Here is a 17014-nt window from a genome sequence, read left to right on the forward strand (position 1 = left end):
TGGCCGTTCAACGCGTTCGACGACTTCTTCGCTCCGCTGGCAACCACCGATGGTGACGTGGCCTTCAAGATGAACGTCGAGGACGCGGGCGACAAGTACGTGGTCACCGCCGAGCTCCCTGGCGTCAAGAAGGACGAGGTCGACGTCGAGCTCAACGAGGGCAGGCTCTCCGTCAGCGTTGACAAGAAGGAGTCCGACGAGGAGAAGGGCAAGAACTACCTCCACAAGGAGACCGGCGAGTGGAGCGCCACGCGTGGCGTGTACCTTAAGGACGCCGCGACCGAGGGCCTAACCGCCAAGATGGACGGCGGCGTGCTCACGGTGAACGTCCCCAAGCAGGCGGAGAAGACCAACGTCACCAAGGTCGCAATCGACTAGTGGCGGCGTAGGTTTTGCCCACATAGCGCGTAGTGCGTGGCGGCGCCCCGGTTTCGGCCGGAGCGCCGTTTTCTATGCCCACGCGTGCTGAGCGAACTGGGGGTCGTCCTCCCAGATGGTGACGGAGCCCGTGGCAAGCGTTTTGGGGACGTCGATGAGACGCTGGTTGGACGAGCCGCGGAAGCGCAGCGTGATGTCGTGCAGCTCCTGCATGAAGGGTCCGTCTACCAGGACGTTTAGACAGGCGAGGATGCGGTCCATGTCAGGCGAGGCATGGTCGCCATCTCCCGTGAGCTGCTCCCACGTGCGCCCGGAGTACATCCAGATGTTCTTCTCGGGGTAGGCTGCGCGTACGCGCTCGAGAAAGGGCGCCAGGGCCGCGGCGTTCTCCGGTTCCGTGGGCTCGCCGCCCAGGACGGAGAGCCCGTCCACGTAGGGCGCGGCAAGCGACGAGAGGATCTCCTCCTCGGTCTCCTGCGTGAAGGGCTTTCCTGCCGAGAAGCTCCAGGCTTCCTCGTTGAAGCAGTTCTTGCAGTGCAGGCGGCAGCCAGAGACGAAGAGCGAGGTGCGCACGCCGGTTCCGTTCGCGATGTCGCAGTACTTGATGGTTGCGTAGTTCATGGGAGGACCCCTTTGCGAGAACGATGTGGGAGAACGATGCGCTAGCGGGTGGAGTGTAGCGGGACAGAGCCATGGGCAGCAATGCAGAGGCCGTCGCTGGGGCTGCGCTGGGGCTGGGGGCTGCGCCTGCGGCTGCGGGGTTCCGCTCCAAAACTGCGACTTAATTGCAACCTTCGTAATGGTCGCAGCCTGTCTACCTGCGGTTTCTCTCAGCGACGCACGAGGCTAACTGCAATTAAGTCGCAGTTTTCCGGGGGTCACGCCGGCCGGGAGACACCGGCCGAGTCGCGCCGGGTCGCGCCGGCCGCCAAGTGCGTGCCGTGGCTCAAAGAAGGGTCCACCCCCTCGTGGACGGCGAGTCGCGAAGCGAGCGAGCGCAATGCGCGAGCGCCGGGCATGTCCACGAGGGGGCGGACCCCAGGGCTTACAGGTGCAGCACGCGATCCTTGATCTCTTCCGTGCGACCCTGGTTCCAGAACTGCGTGCCAATGTAGCCGCAGGTGCGCCTGGCCACGTTGAGCTTGGACTGGTCGCGGTTGCCGCAGTGCGGGCACTCCCACACCAGCTTGCCGTCGTCCTCCACGATCTTGATCTCGCCGTCATAGCCGCACACCTGGCAGTAGTCGGACTTGGTGTTGAGCTCGGCGTACATGATGTTCTCGTAGATGAACTGCATGACGCGGATGACGGCCTCGAGGTTGTCCTGCATGTTGGGGACCTCGACGTAGGAGATGGCGCCGCCGGGCGAGAGGCGCTGGAACTCGCTCTCGAACTTGAGCTTGGTGAAGGCGTCGATCTTCTCGCGCACATTCACGTGGTAGGAGTTCGTGATGTAGCCGTGGTCGGTGATGCCCTTGACCACGCCGAAGCGCTTCTGCAGGCACTTGGCGAACTTGTACGTGGTGGACTCGAGCGGCGTGCCATAGAGCGAGTAGTCGATGTTCTCGGCAGCCTTCCACTCGGAGCACTTGTCGTTCATGTGCTGCATGACGGAGAGCGCGAAGGGCTTGGCCTCCTCGTCGGTGTGGCTCTTGCCGGTCATGTACTTCACGCACTCGTAGAGGCCGGCATAGCCCAGCGAGATGGTGGAGTAGCCGCCGTAGAGGAGCTTGTCGATCTTCTCGCCCTTGTCGAGACGGGCCAGCGCACCGTACTGCCAGAGGATGGGGGCAGCATCGGACAGCGTGCCGCAGAGGCGGTCGTGGCGGCAGCGCAGGGCGCGGTGGCAGAGCTCCAGGCGCTCGTCGAAGATCTTCCAGAACTTGTCCATGTCGCCGTCTGAGGAGAGTGCGACGTCGGGTAGGTTGATGGTCACGACGCCCTGGTTAAAGCGGCCGTAGTACTTGGGCTTGCCCGGCTCGTAGTTCTTGGCCTTGGCGACGTTGTCGTAGCCGTTGCCAGAGCGATCCGGCGTGAGGAAGGAACGGCAGCCCATGCAGGTGTACACGTCACCGTGGCCCTCGGTCTCACCCTTGGAGAGCTTGTACTCGCGCATCTTCTTCTCGGAGATGTAGTCGGGCACCATGCGCTTGGCGGTGCACTTGGCGGCCATCTTGGTGAGGTAGAAGTACGGATCGCCCTCGTGGATGTTGTCCTCCTCGAGCACGTAGATGAGCTTGGGGAACGCCGGGGTGATCCAGACGCCCTTCTCGTTCTTCACGCCCTGGTAGCGCTGCTTGAGCATCTCCTCGATGATGAGAGCGAGGTCGTGCTTCTCCTGCGCGCTCCGTGCCTCGTTGAGGTACATGAACACGGTGATGAACGGCGCCTGGCCATTGGTGGTCATGAGGGTGACGACCTGGTACTGGATGGTCTGGACGCCACGTGCGACCTCGTCGTGCAGGCGCTTCTCGACCATCTCGTCGATCTGCTCGGGCGAGGCCTTGTAGCCGATGGTCTCCATCTCGGCGTAGACCGAGCGGCGAATCTTCTTGCGGGAGACGTCGACAAAGGGCGCGAGGTGCGTGAGCGAGATGGACTGGCCGCCGTACTGGCAGGAGGCCACCTGGGCGATGATCTGCGTGGCGATGTTGCAGGCGGTGGAGAAGCTGTGCGGTCGCTCGATGAGCGTGCCGGAGATGACGGTGCCGTTCTGCAGCATGTCGTCGAGGTTGATGAGGTCGCAGTTGTGCATGTGCTGCGCGTAGTAGTCCGCGTCGTGGAAGTGGATGATGCCCTCCTCGTGCGCCTGGACAATGTCGGCGGGGAGAAGGTCGCGCATGGTGAGGTCCTTGGAGACCTCGCCGGCCATGTAGTCGCGCTGGACCGAGACGACGGTGGGGTTCTTGTTGGAGTTCTCCTGCTTGACCTCCTCGTTGTTGCACTCGATGAGGGCGAGGATCTTGTCGTCCGTCGTGTTCTTCTGGCGCTTCTGGTTCTGGACGTAGCGGTAGATGATGTACTTGCGTGCCACGGAGAAGTGATCGAGGGCCATGAGCTGGTCCTCGACGAGGTCCTGGACCTCCTCGACGGTGACCGTGTGGCCGGACTCCATGCACTCGTCGGTCACGTTGAGCGAAGCGAAGCGAATCTCGCGCTCGGTGAGGCGCTCGTCCTCGGGCACCTCCATGTTTGCCTTGCGGATGGCGTTCTCGATCTTTGCGACGTCGAACGTGACCTCGGAACCGTTGCGCTTGATGATCTTCATGTGCTCACTCCCTCTTGAACGGTGCCTGCAGAAGACGGAAAACGTGCAACTGTTGGCATCGCGTCTGGCTTGTCTCACTATGCGCTGCTGTGGGCGCAGTGTTGCGGCGCTGTCTACTATGACACAACATCTTGTGCCCATGACGCGAGATAAATACCGGATATTGTCTCGCGATATTTCACATTGCGTTGGAAGATTGCAGAGTCATCGCAGGTGAGAAAAGAGCGGAAGTTCAAACATTTAAGATAACGGTGCCACTTATCGCTCTGGTTTTCGGTGAACGGTGAAGGGGCCCTTGGGGGCTCGCGGGCCACACCACCCCAACGCCTGGGGCGGTTGTGGTGGCGTCCCGAGGACGCCAATGCTGCCGCTGGCCCGACCATGAGCCGCCGTCGGCCGCGCCCAATGTAACAATCGAGCGCGTCATTGCCCCAGGGCATGTTCTGCGGCCCGTCTGTGGTCTACAGTCCCATGCGTACGTTACGCCTGCATCCGGGGAGGGGTGCGCATGCAGTTCTCAAAGAGGCTCGACCTGTTTGGCGACGAGGTCTTTGCCGCGTTAAACGCCAAGCGTCGCGAGCTTGAGGCACAGGGTCGCGAAGTGTTTGATCTCTCGGTTGGCACGCCGGACTTCGAGCCGCCGCACCATGTCATTGAGGCGCTTAGGAAGAGCGCCGCAGACCCTGCCAACTGGAAGTATGCCCTGCACGACAAGGACGAGCTGCTCCAGGCGGTCTGCGACTACTACCGCACGCGCTTTGGCGTGGAGGGCATCACGCCTTCGATGGTTATGAGCTGCCGCGGGACGCAGGAGGGCATGGGGCACGTGTGCGCGGCGCTGGCAGACCCCGGCGACGTGGCCCTCATCCCCGACCCCTGCTACCCGGTCTTTGCCACCGGCACGCTCTTAGCGGGAGCAAAGCCCTGGTATTACCCCCTTACCGCCGAGCATGACTTTCTCCCGTGGGTGGAGGGCATTCCCGAAGACGTTGCGGACGCCGCCCGCTACATGGTGGTCTCGCTTCCCGCGAACCCGGTTGGCTCCGTGGGGACGCCCGAGGTGTACGAGCAGATCGTCGCCTTTGCGAAGACCCACGACATCGTTGTCATCCACGACAACGCCTACTCCGACATCATCTTCGATGGCCCTGCCGGCGGAAGCTTCCTCGACTATCCCGGCGCGCTCGACGTGGGCGTGGAGTTCCTCTCGCTCTCCAAGTCCTTCAACGTGACTGGCGCGCGCCTCTCGTTTTTGGTGGGACGCGAGGACATCGTGGCCGCAACGCGCAAGCTCCGCAGCCAGGTGGACTTTGGCATGTTCCTACCCGAGCAGGACGCGGCCATTGCCGCGCTCACCGGTCCGCGCGACTCGGTGGAACGACAGCGCCTGCTCTATCAGGAGCGCCGGGACGCGCTCTGCGACGGCCTGGAGGCCGTTGGATGGGAGCGCCCCAACGCGCACGGTTCGATGTTCGTGTGGGCGCGCATCCCGCACGGCCGCATGGACTCGCACGCGTTTGCGCTCGAGCTTATGGAGAAGGCCGGAGTCATAGTGACGCCTGGCGCAAGCTTTGGGCCCTCGGGGGAGGGCTACGTGCGCTTTGCCCTGGTCATGCCGCCTGAGCGCCTGCGCGAGGCATGCCGGAGGATTGGCGAGTCCGGGATCTAGCGGTGCCGCGTTTGGGGACGCGTGGACGGGACCTGAGGCGCGTTGTCGCTACCGGGGAACGGCTCCGGTAGGTGTCAGCCGGGCATGCCCGGCAGGGGGTGGTGAGATGAACTCGAAGAACTTCCAGGACTTGGTGCGATCGTCTCGCACGTACAGGCGGTTCGCCGAGGACGAGCCGCTGAGCTACGGGGACCTTGCAGCGCTGGTGAACGCCGCGCGCTTTGCGCCCTCGGGCAACAACATGCAGGTCCTGCGCTTCCACATTGTCGTTGATCCTGCGGAGCGCTCGGCGGTCTTCTCGCGCCTGCACTGGGCTGCGCTGCTGCGCGACTGGAGCGGCCCCGTCGCAGGCGAGCGACCCACGGGCTACATTGCCGTATGCGCGCCCACCGCCCTTGCCGCCAACCCCGTTCGCCTTATCGACACGGGCATCGCGGCGCAGACCATCGCCCTGGCCGCCGCATCGCGCGGCCTTGGCTGCTGCATGCTCAAGAGCTTTGATGCCGACGTGAGCGACGTCATGGGCGTTTCGGCCGAGGGCTATGTCGCCGAGCTGGTGCTTGCCCTGGGCGAGCGCGGGGAGCGCGTTGTGCTGGAGACGAGCGAGACCGAGCACGGGCTGGCGTACTGGCGCGATGACGAGGGCACGCATCACGTGCCAAAGCTCGCGCTGGAGGACCTTCTCGTCTAGGGGGCACTTGCGTACGGGATTGCTGCGGTAACGGCCCCTGTGGCGCCAAATCGGCGTCACAGCGGGCGCGTCCGTTACTTCTCGCCGTTGCGCTTGCCCAACGCATCAAGGCCGATAAGGGCCGCGCCGATGGCGCCGCACAGCTGCGAGTCCGCGTGCGTGGCAACCGGCGCCTTGAGCACCTCGGACAGCGCGCGCACGACGCCCTCGTTCTGCGCGACGCCGCCGGTCATGAGGTAGGGCGGCTCGGCTCCCACGCGGCTTGCAAGCGTGGCGGTCTTTCTCGCCACCGAGACGTCCAGGCCGTGGATCACGTCGGGGGTGGGGGTGTTTGCCGCCACAAGCGAGACGACCTCACTCTCGGCAAACACGGTGCACATGCTCGTGATGCGCACCTCGTGGCGCCACTCAAGGCCCCGGCGGCAGAACTCGTCGAGGTCCATCTCCAGCACGCGGGCCATGGCCTCCATGAAGCGACCGGTACCTGCGGCGCACTTGTCGTTCATCACAAATCCCGCCACGCTGCCGTTGGCGTTCAGGTGGATGACCTTGGAGTCCTGTCCGCCGATGTCGATGACCGAGCGCGCGTCGGGCGCAAGGTAGTGGGCGCCGCGCGCGTGGCAGGTGATCTCGGTGACCGAGGAGTCCATTCCCTCGATGTTGTCACGGCCATAGCCGGTCGACACGCGCATGGCCACGTCACCCGCGGCAAGGCCGGCCTTCGAGAGCGCCTCGTCCATCGCGCGCGCCGCGGCGTCGGCCGCTCGGGCGCCGGTAGGGACGATGACCGTGGCAACGATGTCCCGGTTGGCATCCATAATGACGACGTCGGTTGAGGTGGAACCGGAGTCCACCCCCATGACGTATGTGCCCGCCTTGGCGGCGTCGAGCGAGTTGCCCGTCGTGGCCGGCGCGGGCTCCTCATGGTGAGCTGCACCGCCGCGGGCCCGCAGGGTCTCGCCAAAGGCCTCGAGCCTCGTGCGCAGCTGGCCCTCGCTCTGTGACGTGCCGTCCGTCTCAATCTTCACCATGGGAATCTCGTCCTTCTCCGCAAGGGCTCCGTATTCGAAGCCATAGTAGTCGCAGAACTTCATCGTGTGGTAGACCACGCCCCGCTGACCGCGCTCGCCCACGAGCTCGTCTCGCTCGGCGACGTCGTCCATGCGCATGCAGGGAATCTGGCCGAGAAGTGCCGGCGCGTACCAGTCGAGGAAGGCGTCGAGGGGGTCAGCCGCGGCCATAGCTCCGGTGTTGTCGCAGCACGTGCCGCACGCCGGTCCGGCTGCCATCCGCGCAAGCTGGGGCGGGGGAGAGACCTTGAGGTGCCGACTCGTGCAGGTGGCGTTCTCCACGGGCATGCCCACGCCCTTCTCCACCTCTGCGACAAGCGATGCCGACGCGTGCGCGCCCATGAGCGTCACATGGTTGTCCGCGCGTCCCACGCCCGTCCCACAGGCGGCGCAGGCAGCCCCCACGTCGAACTGCGCGCCGCTGTACGCCGCATAGGCGTCCGCGAGCGCCCGCAAACGGCGCCGGAAGAGCGCGACCTCGGCGGGCCCGCGACGGTGCGGCAGGTCGAGCAGGTAGAGGAAGTCCATGCGGGCTGAGGCCCGTAGCACGTCGTAGACCCGACGCACCACGTCGCAGCAGGTCACAAGCACGGCCTCCCGAACGTCTGCGGCCATCATGCGCTCGATGAGTCCCTTGCCGTAGCCGCAGAGGTTGGGATGGGCCAAGGCATCCGCATACGCGAAGGAGGCCACGTCCGCCTCGGCAATGCGGGGCGTGGCGCCAAATCCCGCGAGAAGCTCGATGGGCGTGTACTTGCACGCGTAGAAGACTTCCCGATGTTCATACTGTCCAGATTGCATAGGTCAAAACTCCGTTATGTTCCTTGCGCAGCCATAGGCCCTTTGCGACTCTCGTGGTCCGTCCTAACTGCGCTTATCCTCCTGCTTGCGCTTCTCGACCATCTCGAGGAAGGCCGAGAATCTCGTGGACATCTGGCCCTCCATGCAGTTGGCGCGGTCGCAGGCGTCGCCGTCGAGCACCAGCACGGGCCAGCCGGCCCCCTCGAGCTGCCGACGGATGAGCTGCGCGGCGCCTGCCGTCTGCTTGCAGCCCCAGTGACAGAAGAGCACCACGGCGTCTGCGTTTGTCTCGCGCGCGAGATGCTCGATGCAGTCTGCCCGGCGCGTTGCGGGCCCGTTGAAGCAGCTGCGCACCAGGCGCTCGGCCATGAACTCAAAGGGGCTCGAGGCGTCGAACCAGGCTTCGCCGTCGGTGGGGACGTGCTCGAACATCATGTCGGACGCCACGATTTGCGACGTTTTGCTGGTGTTCACAAGCTCGCCGATCGACTCCAGGAAGTAGGGCGAGACGTGCGCCCACACCAGATTCACGCCCTCGTAGGGCGCGGCGGCGAGAAAGTCCCGCTGCATCTCGTGCGCCAGGTCTTCGCACTCGGGGAGCCCCAGCAAGAGGTGGAGGTCGAGCATCTCCATCATGTCGATGGTCATGGTGTTTGCCAGGTAGCGTCCGCGGCGCGTGGGGAGCGTGGCCGCAAGCTCCCGGATGGTGCGCTCGGAGCACGCGCAGGCCTGTCGCAGGCGCTCCTCGTCGAGCTTGCGCGAGAAGGCGTCCTCGGCGGCGTGGGCCATCTCGCGAAGCTCGTCTGCGACGTAGAGGACCGAGTCGCGCGAGACGTCGTAGGGGACGTCCACGTATGCGTGGGGGACGCCCCAGAAGCGGCCCAGGGTCTTGAAGGTGAGGTTGTTGGCATCACAGGCAACCGAGCAGCTAGCGAGCATGCGGGGCTTGCCCAGCACGCCCGAGGTGGCCATGCCCATGAGGATACGGTGGTAGGAGCAATAGGTCTCGGGTATGCCGCGTCCTTCGGCAGCGGCGATGAAGCCCCCCTCCGCTTGGGCGCCACTCGCGAAGGAGGCCACGGCCTCCGCCGTCACGGGACGCGCGCCCAGTGCGTGGAAGATCTCGTTGGGGGTGAAGACGCTTGTGACCACGGCGTTGTCGAAGTCTGCGAGCGCGCCTACCACAAAGTCCATGAAGAGCTGGTATCCGTGGTTGCCCGAGGGCAAGAGGTCACCGTAGGGTGCAAGGTGGACCTTGCCGCGCATGGCCTGGAAGCCCAGCATGAGCCAGTTGCGCACGAAGGCCGGCCGCGAAGAGAGGTTCTTCTCGGCAATGCCCCCGTACCAACCTATGAGGCGCTCGCCAGCTGACGGGCCGGCCACGCTACGCCTCCTCGCTGCCGACGAGCTCGCGCACGTCGAGGTCGAGGCCAGACGCCTCGATGGCCTCGCGCGGGCCAAAGACGCAGACGCCCGCGGAGGCGGAGTTGGGCTCGAGCGCGGGCGCAAGCGCGCGCACGGCGTCGGCGGTGGTGTCGAGCTCCTGCTGGCGAATGATGTTTCTCCAGTTGGCCGGCCTGCCGTTGAAGCGCTGCGCGTCCTGCCGGCGGGCAAGCGCGCGGGGCTTCTCGGGAGCGTCCTGCGCCGCCACGGATGAGACAATATAGCCGGAGAGCTCGTCGTCTGTGGGTACCCACTTGGCAAGCCACGCGGCAGCACCGTCGTAGTGCTCGAGCGTAGAGGCCACATTGGGGTCGCGGAACGACCAGAACCTGCGAATGCCCTCGGTTGTGCGGCTGAAGCCCACGCCGTAGGCCCCACCCTTCACGCGGACCTCGTTCCAGAGGTAGTCAAAGCTGAGGGCGCGGGTCGCTACCTGCCAGGTGCCCAGCGTACCGGCGTCAGCCGCAGTTGGCGCAGCGCCGCGTGCAACGAAGGAGACGTTCGAGGGAATCACGAAGCCCTCGCGCGCGACCTTGGGGGAGGGAATCTGGAGCCTGTGCTCGCAGACGTTCTCGCCCTGCTCCTCGAGGCCCAGCGTGCCTCCAAGCTCCCAGAAGCGCGCGCGGTCGTCGGCAGAGCCGGTAAAGCTCACCGTGACCTCGTCGGCGGTGAAGATGCGGTCCGCCAGGTTGGGGAGAATCTCCTGGAGAGCAGGGAGCCTGCGGTCCCAGTTGGCGAGGAGTCGCTTGAGGAAGAGGTAGTAGTCGATGCCGCCCATCTGGCTCGATGCCACCGATGCGGACGAGAAGTAGCTTGTAGCGCGGGCGGCCGCCGCCGTGTGGCCCGAGTTCACGAAGTACTGCTCGAGGGCGACCTTGCGTTGCGTGAGGATGTCGCGCATACGGCTGCCGTCGAGGTAGAGCGTCTTGGCCCAGACCTCCTGCGGGATGCTCGCCAGGGCGTCGACCTTCTCGGAAAGGGCGCTCGCGCTCACCACGAGCATGGGGCGGGCAAACGAGAGGTCATCATCGCGACCGTAGGTCTCGTAGCCAAAGCCAAGGTTGCCGAGGTTTGTCTCGACCAGCGTGTCGAGGTCCGACGCCGTGTGGAGCTTGGTGTCGAGCTTGCCGAGAAGATCGGTGAGCACGCCCACGTAGGGAAGCTCGGCAAAGCCAACGCGCCGCAGGTCAAAGTAGTGATAGACGTAGTCGATGTGGCGGGTGTCAAGCTCGTGGGCAACGCAGGGGAGCGGCGCCTCGACGTCTTTTGCCTCGGGGTCTGGGCGCGCGGGCTCGATGTCCGCAACGGTGAGCGTGGGGAGCGTGGCCAGGGCCTCCGGGGAGTCCGGCGCCTCCTGCTCGGCACGGAGCGCCTCGACCTCGCGGCGCACGGCCTCGACGTCCTCGTCGCTCATCTGCGCGCGCAGCTGGGTCAGCTCCTGTGCCTCCTCGGCTGCGTCGCCGCCCTCCGTGGGAACGAGCTCGGCCAGTGCGGAGTGGGGGTTCTCGCACACAATCTGCTTGAGCAGGTCCTCGAACATGTTGTTTTCCAGGCCCTTCTTGAGAACGGCCAGAGCCTCCTCGTACCTAAGGTAGTCGAAGGGGTGATCGTCGTCGTAGAGCCAGCTCGAGAGCGCCTGCATCGAGAGGGCAACGCCGTCGGTGGCCCAGGAGCCAAAGTCGCGCTCGCGCAGGTTGAACTCCGCCTGGGCAAGGGAGGCCTCGAGCTTGTCGCGGGGGATGCCGTTCTCTGCAAACTCGCGGCAGGAGTCCTCGATGAGCTTGCGGAAGCGATTCGCCACGTCCGCATGGGCGCCCTTGAGCAGGAAGACCACCTCGGGCTGTGCCACGCCGTCGACGAGCACGGCCTGGAAGTCGTTGGCCAGCCCGGCGTCGAGCACGCGGCGCTTGAGCGGCGCCTCGTTGGAGCCGCAGAGCGCGTCGAGCAGCACGTCCACGGCAAGCACGCGCGTGCGCTGGCTGGACGTGGCAACAACGTATGCCAGGCCCACGGAGGCGTTGTCGGGGGCGGTTGCCATCTCGACCCTCACCGGAGCTGCGGTAACCGCAGGCTGGAGCGGCAGGGGGTTGGGCGTGCCCGCCTGGCGGTTCTCGGCCCCACGGAAGCGCTTGTCAATGAAGGCCAGCTCGCGGTCGATGTCCATGTCACCGTAAAGGATGGTGTAGCTGTTGGGAAGGGCGTAGTGGCGGGCGTGCGCGTCGAGAAATCCCTCGTACGTGAGGGTAGGGATGGCGCGCGGCGCACCGCCGGACTCAAAGCGGTAGGGGCTCTGGGGGAAGAGCGCGCGCGAGAGTGCCAGGTCAAGGACCTCGTCCGGGTCTGAGAGGGCGCCCTTCATCTCGTTGAAGACCACGCCGTTGTACGAGAGCGAGCCGTCATCCGCCGCCTCAAGGTGCCAGCCCTCCTGCTCGAAGATGCGGCGGCGGTGGTAGATGGCCGGGTGAAGGACGGCGTCCAGGTAGACGCCCATGAGGTTCTCGAGGTCGGCCGTGTTGGTGGAGGCCACCGGGTACATGGTCTTGTCCGGGAACGTGAGGGCGTTCAAGAAGGTCTGCATGGACGTCTTGAGCAGGTTGACGAAGGGCTCCTTCACGGGATAGGCGTCGGAGCCGCAGAGCACGGAGTGCTCGATGATGTGGAAGACGCCCGTGTCGTCTGCGGGTGGCGTCTTGAAGGCAATGGAGAAGGACTTGTTGTTGTCGGCGCACGAGATCCACATGGCGCGGGCGCCCGAAGCCTGGTGGCGCAGCACGTAGATGGTGCCGGAGACCTCGGGGACGGGGGTTGCGGACACCACCTCGAAGCCGGCGTGCGCGCTGCCGGGTGCAAGCGATGGGTCGGGCGTGAGGTAGTCCCGCTTGGGTGCTGTGGTGATGCCTTCGGATGCCATGGTTCCTCCTAGCGATGTGCGGGCGCGCGATGGCCGGCTTGCGTTCCCGCGACAAAGGGTGGCACGCGGCCGGCGCTGTCGTTATTCAAGAAGAAGCTTAACACGCATGGTATGGTGCCCGTTTTTCCCAGCAAGCAGACTCGCTTGCCGCCGAGAGGGGTGTTCCGCTGTAGAATCGCATGAGACAAAGGGACAGTCCCTTTGTCTCATCCGAGAAAGGCGAGGACTGCTCGATGACAGAGGAATTGCCGCTCAGTGACGAGCAGCGCCGCAAACGAATTCTTCGCGGTGTGGTGTGCACGCTCGTGGGCGGCACCTTCTGGGGCATCAACGGCACGGCGTCGAAGCTGCTCATGGATGCATACGCGGTTGACCCTCTGTGGCTTGCGTGCTTTCGTGAGCTTGCTGCCTGCTGGCTCTTTCTTGCGGCGGCGCGCGTTACCAACAAGGGGCAGGTCACCCGTGCACTTCACGACCCGCGTTCGCTGGTGGGGATCTTTGGCGTGAGCCTTGGTGCGATTCTCTTCTCGCAGGTTGCCTACCTCGAGGCCATCAACTGGACAAACTCCGCCACGGCGACAGTCATGCAGAGCCTAGGGATGCTCGCCGTGCTCACGTACGTCTGCGTGAAGATGCGGCGCGGGCCAAAGCGCCGCGAGGTTCTGGGAGTGATACTTGCCCTGGTGGGGACCTACCTTTTGGCGACGGGAGGCAATCCCGGGCAGCTCAGCCTGCCCGTGGGCGGGCTTGTGTGGGGGCTTCTCTGCGCGGCGGCGTCCGCTTGCCTCTCGATTCTGCCGGCGCGCCAGCTTGCGAAGTGGGGCAACTTTGTGGTGAACGGCTTGGCGTTTCTCTTCTCGGGCGTCATCCTGCTTGTTGCGTATAGGCCCTGGGAGCACATGCCGCAGCTTGATGCGACGGCCGTGGCTCTGCTCGCATTCATGGTGGTTGTGGGGACGTTTGGCGCGTATGCCCTCTACCTGCAGGGCGTGAAGGACGCGGGCTCCATGCGCGCGAGCCTGCTGGGGACCATAGAGCCGCTCACTGCGACGGTGACCTCGGTCCTGTGGCTGGGTACGAGCTTCTCGCCAGCCGACCTTGCGGGCTTTGCGCTGGTGCTTGCGATGGTGTACCTCACGGCGTAGCCGTCGGTTGGCGCTTGGCCGCTGGCGTTCTGGCTGCCGGCGAGCCGGCCGCTGGCGGAGGGGCCTCTGGCGGAGGGGCCTTAGGGCAAAACTGCGGTTTAATTGCAGTGTCCAAGAGGGGTGCAAGCCATGTACCTGCGGTTTCTCTCAGCGACGCACGATGCTAACTGCAATTAAGCCGCAGTTTTTCTGGAGCGCGGGGGCGGGCGAGCGCGAGCGCGTGCGAGAGCGCGGATGGGGAGCGCGACGAATGGGCGCGTCAGGCGCCGATTATTCGACGAGAAACGGCGGAATGGCGGCGATCCGGCCCTATCCCCGGATGTCGAGGTCTATGCGCCGATTGCGTCATACGAGGCGAGCAGGGCATCAAGCCACCCGTCATCGTCCTCGGGTGGAAGCTGGATTCTCGTTCCTTGTACTCCCAGTACCTCGCTGCGGAGCCATGCCCTTCTCTGCCTAAAATGCGGTGTTTCTTCTGGAAGCTCGTGGTCGAGCCATCCGGCAAGCTGGTGCAGTATGCCTTCGAAGACGAGAAGGTCATAGACCTCGGGGGAGGTGAGCGTCATCGCGCGGATGCCCATCACCTTGTATCCCTTCATGCGACGTGACGTGTCCGCGGTTCCCTGGCGGCCGCCGTGCCAGAGGAATCCGGTTGCCTCCACGGCGACCCCGTGATCCGGCCAAAAGAAATCCGGCTTGATCCAGGACGAGCCGAAAAGGCGTTGAGCCGTGCCGGAAACTTCGAGTGTTGAGTTAACAAGGGGCTTGGGGATGCCGGCACTGCCGTTTGCCCGTCCACAGAAGGCAAGCGTGTAGATCTGGGCCTCTAGCGGAGAAGCAAGGCCATCTGCCGCGAGAGACAGTGATCTACCAAGCAGCCGCGAACCCCAAGCTCGCGGCATGGCGGTGGCATAGGAGCGTATGCGGTCCAAGCTGGAGAGCGGTGGCAACCCGTAGACTGTCGTTGGGCCTGCGCATGCCTTCTCGTCGTCTCGCCGCTCGAAGCTCGTTCCCGAAATCTGTTCATAGAAGGGGACTGCCTCTGGCCGGAGGATTCTGTAGCTGCCAATCACTTGGTCAACGAGCAGCGCGAGCTTTGGCCTGCTCAGAGAACGGGCCATCTGCATCAGAGCCATCTCTGGGGGACAGACAAAGGGGTTCTCGCCAGTATGGCTAGCTGATACCAAGTCGCCAAACGGCTGTCCATAGGACCATCCGTGCGGAACAACCTGTTCGTTTGACCTGAGCCCGGGCCTATTCGAGACGATTATGTGTACTGGCTTTGGCAGCCCAGAAAGATGGGCGACCCTGGAACGTCGCTGCTCGAGGGATGATGTGTCGAGAAGGGCGAGAGATTCGATGCCACCTCTGACCTGGGGAGTCATGCCGTGTGGTTGTGAGGGCGCCTTATTCCCCAGCCCCAGGAGGTCGTACGCCTCAATACTCGAGATATGTCCAAGTAGCATCTTCATGCACACATGATAGCTGCTGCGATGGTGGGGCTGCGGGTGTGTCGACGGGCGAGCGCGAATAGCCCCGGGACAAGAAAACTGCGGCTTAATTGCACCCCAAGAAAAGGGTGCGAGTCGCCTACCTGCGGTTTCTCTCAGCGACGCACGAGGCTAACTGCAATTAAGCCGCAGTTTTTCCTGGGATGGGGTTGCGTCGACGTTGAGAGGGGTCGACACTGCGTCGACGTTGAGAGGGGGTCGACGCCGCGACGGCGTTGAGGGTCCCGAGACGCCCCGTCCTCGCCTAGATTGCGGCCATGTTTGCTGCGACGGAGGAGTACCACGCCGACGAGTTGGGCGGGCAGTACTTCTGAGCCATCGCATAGGTGAGATAGCCGCCGTAGCCAGAGGCAAGTCCGGCGGCGTGGGCGTAGATGGCGCTCTCCCAGCTGCCCCAGCTCACGTTGCCCCAGCCCCACGCGTTGTGTGGGTAGGCGCAATAGAGGCCCTTGCTGCTCTCGACGGCAGAGATTGCGGGCGAGAGGCGCGGGTCGATGCCGTAGTCCCAGGCAGCGGCGGCAAAGGTGCTGCCGTAGCCAGCCAGCGGGGACCCGGCAAGGTAGGCGTCGATGCGAGCGCCCCACTGGGACACGAAGCTGTCCTTGTCGCTCTGCCAGTTGACGTTATCGCTGGAAGTGCTCGAGCTGCTGGAACTGCCGGAATCGCTCGAGGAATCACTGGAAGAACTGGAAGACTGAGGCACCTCGACGGTCGCCGTGTTGCCCGACTCGGTCTGGAAGGTCTGACCCTCGCTCTGGGCGGCCGCTTGAAGCGCCGCCTGGGCCTCTGCCTCTTGCGCTGCCTGCTCCTCTGCCATCTGCTGCTGCAGTGCCTCTCGAGCGGCAACCGCCGAGTCAAGCGCGTCCTGTGCGTTCTGGCGCTCGGTCTCGGCCTGCGAGAGCTGCGAATCAAGGTCTGCCTGCGTGTTTGAGAGCTCGGTCGTGAGGTCGACCAGAGACTGGATCTGATTCGTGTTGTACGAGGTCACGGAGTCCAGGAACTGGATGGTGGAAAGGAAGTCGTAGAAGCTGTCGGACGAGAGGATTAGCTCGACGAGCCCCTGCGAGCCCTGCTGCATCTTGTACTGGGCACGGATGCTCTGTGCTGCGGCGGCACGCACGTCAGGCAGTTGCGCCTCGATCTCGGAGATGCGCTGCTGGTTGTCGTCGATCTGCTGCTGCAGCTGTTCGACCTTCTCGTTTGCCGTGTTGAGCTCATCGTTGGTCTGCTCGACCTTTGCCTCGAGGTCATCGAGAGTATCGCCCCAGGCGACGGTGGGCCTTGCTGTGCTGACGCCAATTGCCATGGTGCAGGCAAGCGCAAGCGTAAGGACTCCTGATCGGGTTGTAGACGAGAGCGACAAAGGTTACCTCCGTGACCGACGTTTACGGCGTGCCGTGGTACAGAACATGCCAACAGCGCAGCTAGATAACCTTAGCGTGAAAAATGAGGTATCACGGTTCCTGCAAAAGTCTCAAGTCGTCATATAGAGTTGCGGCCCCTCCAATCAGGAGGAGCCGCAATGAAAAAACCGATATATACCTGCGACTTTACAAATCCCCTGAGCCACTCCCTCGCGCGGGAGAACAAGCTGTGGGATTTCTGTGGGATACCGTGAAAAGACCCAAGAAATCCGTGAACGGCATAATGCCCGCCGCAAGCGTTACTTCACTACGAGCACGTCGCAGGTTGTGGAGCGCGTGAGGAAGGTGGAGATGGAGCCGAGAATCGCGTACTTGATGGACGAGAGGCCGCGCGCCCCGCAGATGACAAGGTCGGGCTTGATCACGTCGAGCATGTCGTCCTTCAGGGTCTCGCGGATGCGCCCCGCCTTCACGATGACCTTGACGCTCTTGATCTGCGGCTCCGCCTCGGCCTCGGCGACCTGGTCGGCAATTGACTCGCGGAAGTCCTTCTCGAGCGAGGGTATGAGGTCGACGGGGTAGGTGCCCGCGGTCTCAAGCGCGGTCGAGTCGATGACGTGGCCAATGTAGAGCTCGGCGTTGTCGTTCGCCGCCATCACGATGGCGCGATGGAGCACCTTGGACTGGCGCTCGGTCCCGTCCAGCGACACAAAGATCTTGTCGTATCCGAGGTCCTGGTAGGTCTGGGTTGTCTCTGCCATGG

At 64.3% G+C, this 17014-nt stretch carries 12 protein-coding genes; 4 read left to right on the forward strand and 8 right to left on the reverse strand.

Going from position 1 to position 17014, the window contains the following annotated elements; translation table 11 throughout:
• Positions 1-378 (forward strand): Hsp20/alpha crystallin family protein (locus BMX94_RS03415; RefSeq protein ID WP_286160002.1); only part of this gene is annotated, 378 nt, incomplete at its 5' end.
• A 72-nt stretch (positions 379-450) separates the two neighbouring features.
• Here BMX94_RS03415 and nrdG read toward each other — a convergent pair.
• Together nrdG and nrdD are read right to left on the reverse strand one after the other, a co-directional pair.
• Positions 451-999 carry an anaerobic ribonucleoside-triphosphate reductase activating protein gene (nrdG, locus tag BMX94_RS03420; protein ID WP_091003567.1) on the reverse strand — a complete coding sequence of 183 codons (549 nt, stop codon included), beginning with the start codon at positions 997-999 and terminating at the stop codon, positions 451-453.
• A 424-nt stretch (positions 1000-1423) separates the two neighbouring features.
• Positions 1424-3646, reverse strand: a complete 2223-nt coding sequence (gene nrdD / locus BMX94_RS03425) for an anaerobic ribonucleoside-triphosphate reductase (protein WP_091003569.1) — start codon at positions 3644-3646, stop codon at positions 1424-1426.
• A 508-nt stretch (positions 3647-4154) separates the two neighbouring features.
• On the opposite strand from nrdD, the gene BMX94_RS03430 reads away from it, so the two are divergent.
• Complete coding sequence (locus BMX94_RS03430) at positions 4155-5315, forward strand: aminotransferase class I/II-fold pyridoxal phosphate-dependent enzyme (protein ID WP_091003572.1); 1161 nt, start codon at positions 4155-4157, stop codon at positions 5313-5315.
• Positions 5316-5421: 106 nt separating this feature from the next.
• Positions 5422-6006, forward strand: a complete 585-nt coding sequence (locus BMX94_RS03435) for a nitroreductase family protein (protein WP_091003575.1) — start codon at positions 5422-5424, stop codon at positions 6004-6006.
• Positions 6007-6080: 74 nt separating this feature from the next.
• Here the strand turns inward: BMX94_RS03435 and BMX94_RS03440 are convergent, their stop codons facing one another.
• The 3 genes from BMX94_RS03440 to BMX94_RS03450 form a co-directional block, all read right to left on the reverse strand.
• Positions 6081-7877 carry an acyl-CoA dehydratase activase gene (locus BMX94_RS03440; protein WP_091003578.1) on the reverse strand — a complete coding sequence of 599 codons (1797 nt, stop codon included), beginning with the start codon at positions 7875-7877 and terminating at the stop codon, positions 6081-6083.
• 63 nt (positions 7878-7940) lie between these two features.
• Positions 7941-9260 carry a 2-hydroxyacyl-CoA dehydratase subunit D gene (locus tag BMX94_RS03445; RefSeq protein ID WP_091003581.1) on the reverse strand — a complete coding sequence of 440 codons (1320 nt, stop codon included), beginning with the start codon at positions 9258-9260 and terminating at the stop codon, positions 7941-7943.
• A gap of 1 nt (position 9261) precedes the next feature.
• Positions 9262-12231, reverse strand: coding sequence for an insulinase family protein (locus tag BMX94_RS03450; protein WP_091003584.1), 2970 nt, complete (start codon positions 12229-12231; stop codon positions 9262-9264).
• A gap of 179 nt (positions 12232-12410) precedes the next feature.
• Here BMX94_RS03450 and BMX94_RS03455 point away from each other — a divergent pair, with 179 nt between their 5' ends.
• Positions 12411-13376: a DMT family transporter gene (locus tag BMX94_RS03455; RefSeq protein WP_091003586.1), complete on the forward strand. Its 966-nt coding sequence runs from the start codon at positions 12411-12413 to the stop codon at positions 13374-13376.
• Between the two features lie 329 nt (positions 13377-13705).
• Here the strand turns inward: BMX94_RS03455 and BMX94_RS03460 are convergent, their stop codons facing one another.
• The 3 genes from BMX94_RS03460 to BMX94_RS03470 all read right to left on the reverse strand — a co-directional run bounded on the left by BMX94_RS03460 (position 13706) and on the right by BMX94_RS03470 (position 17012).
• Entirely contained in the window at positions 13706-14497 is a 792-nt protein-coding gene (locus tag BMX94_RS03460) for a hypothetical protein (protein ID WP_143052263.1), read from the reverse strand.
• A gap of 634 nt (positions 14498-15131) precedes the next feature.
• A complete protein-coding gene (locus BMX94_RS03465; RefSeq protein WP_286160003.1) occupies positions 15132-16250 on the reverse strand; it encodes a coiled-coil domain-containing protein in 1119 nt (372 codons plus the stop codon).
• Between the two features lie 300 nt (positions 16251-16550).
• The gene (locus BMX94_RS03470) at positions 16551-17012 is read right to left on the reverse strand and encodes a universal stress protein (protein ID WP_091003595.1); all 462 of its coding nucleotides are present in this window, start codon (positions 17010-17012) and stop codon (positions 16551-16553) included.
• Positions 17013-17014 lie beyond the last annotated feature (2 nt).

It is taken from the genome of Olsenella sp. KH3B4 (genome assembly GCA_900111695.1).
Taxonomy (GTDB): domain Bacteria; phylum Actinomycetota; class Coriobacteriia; order Coriobacteriales; family Atopobiaceae; genus Tractidigestivibacter.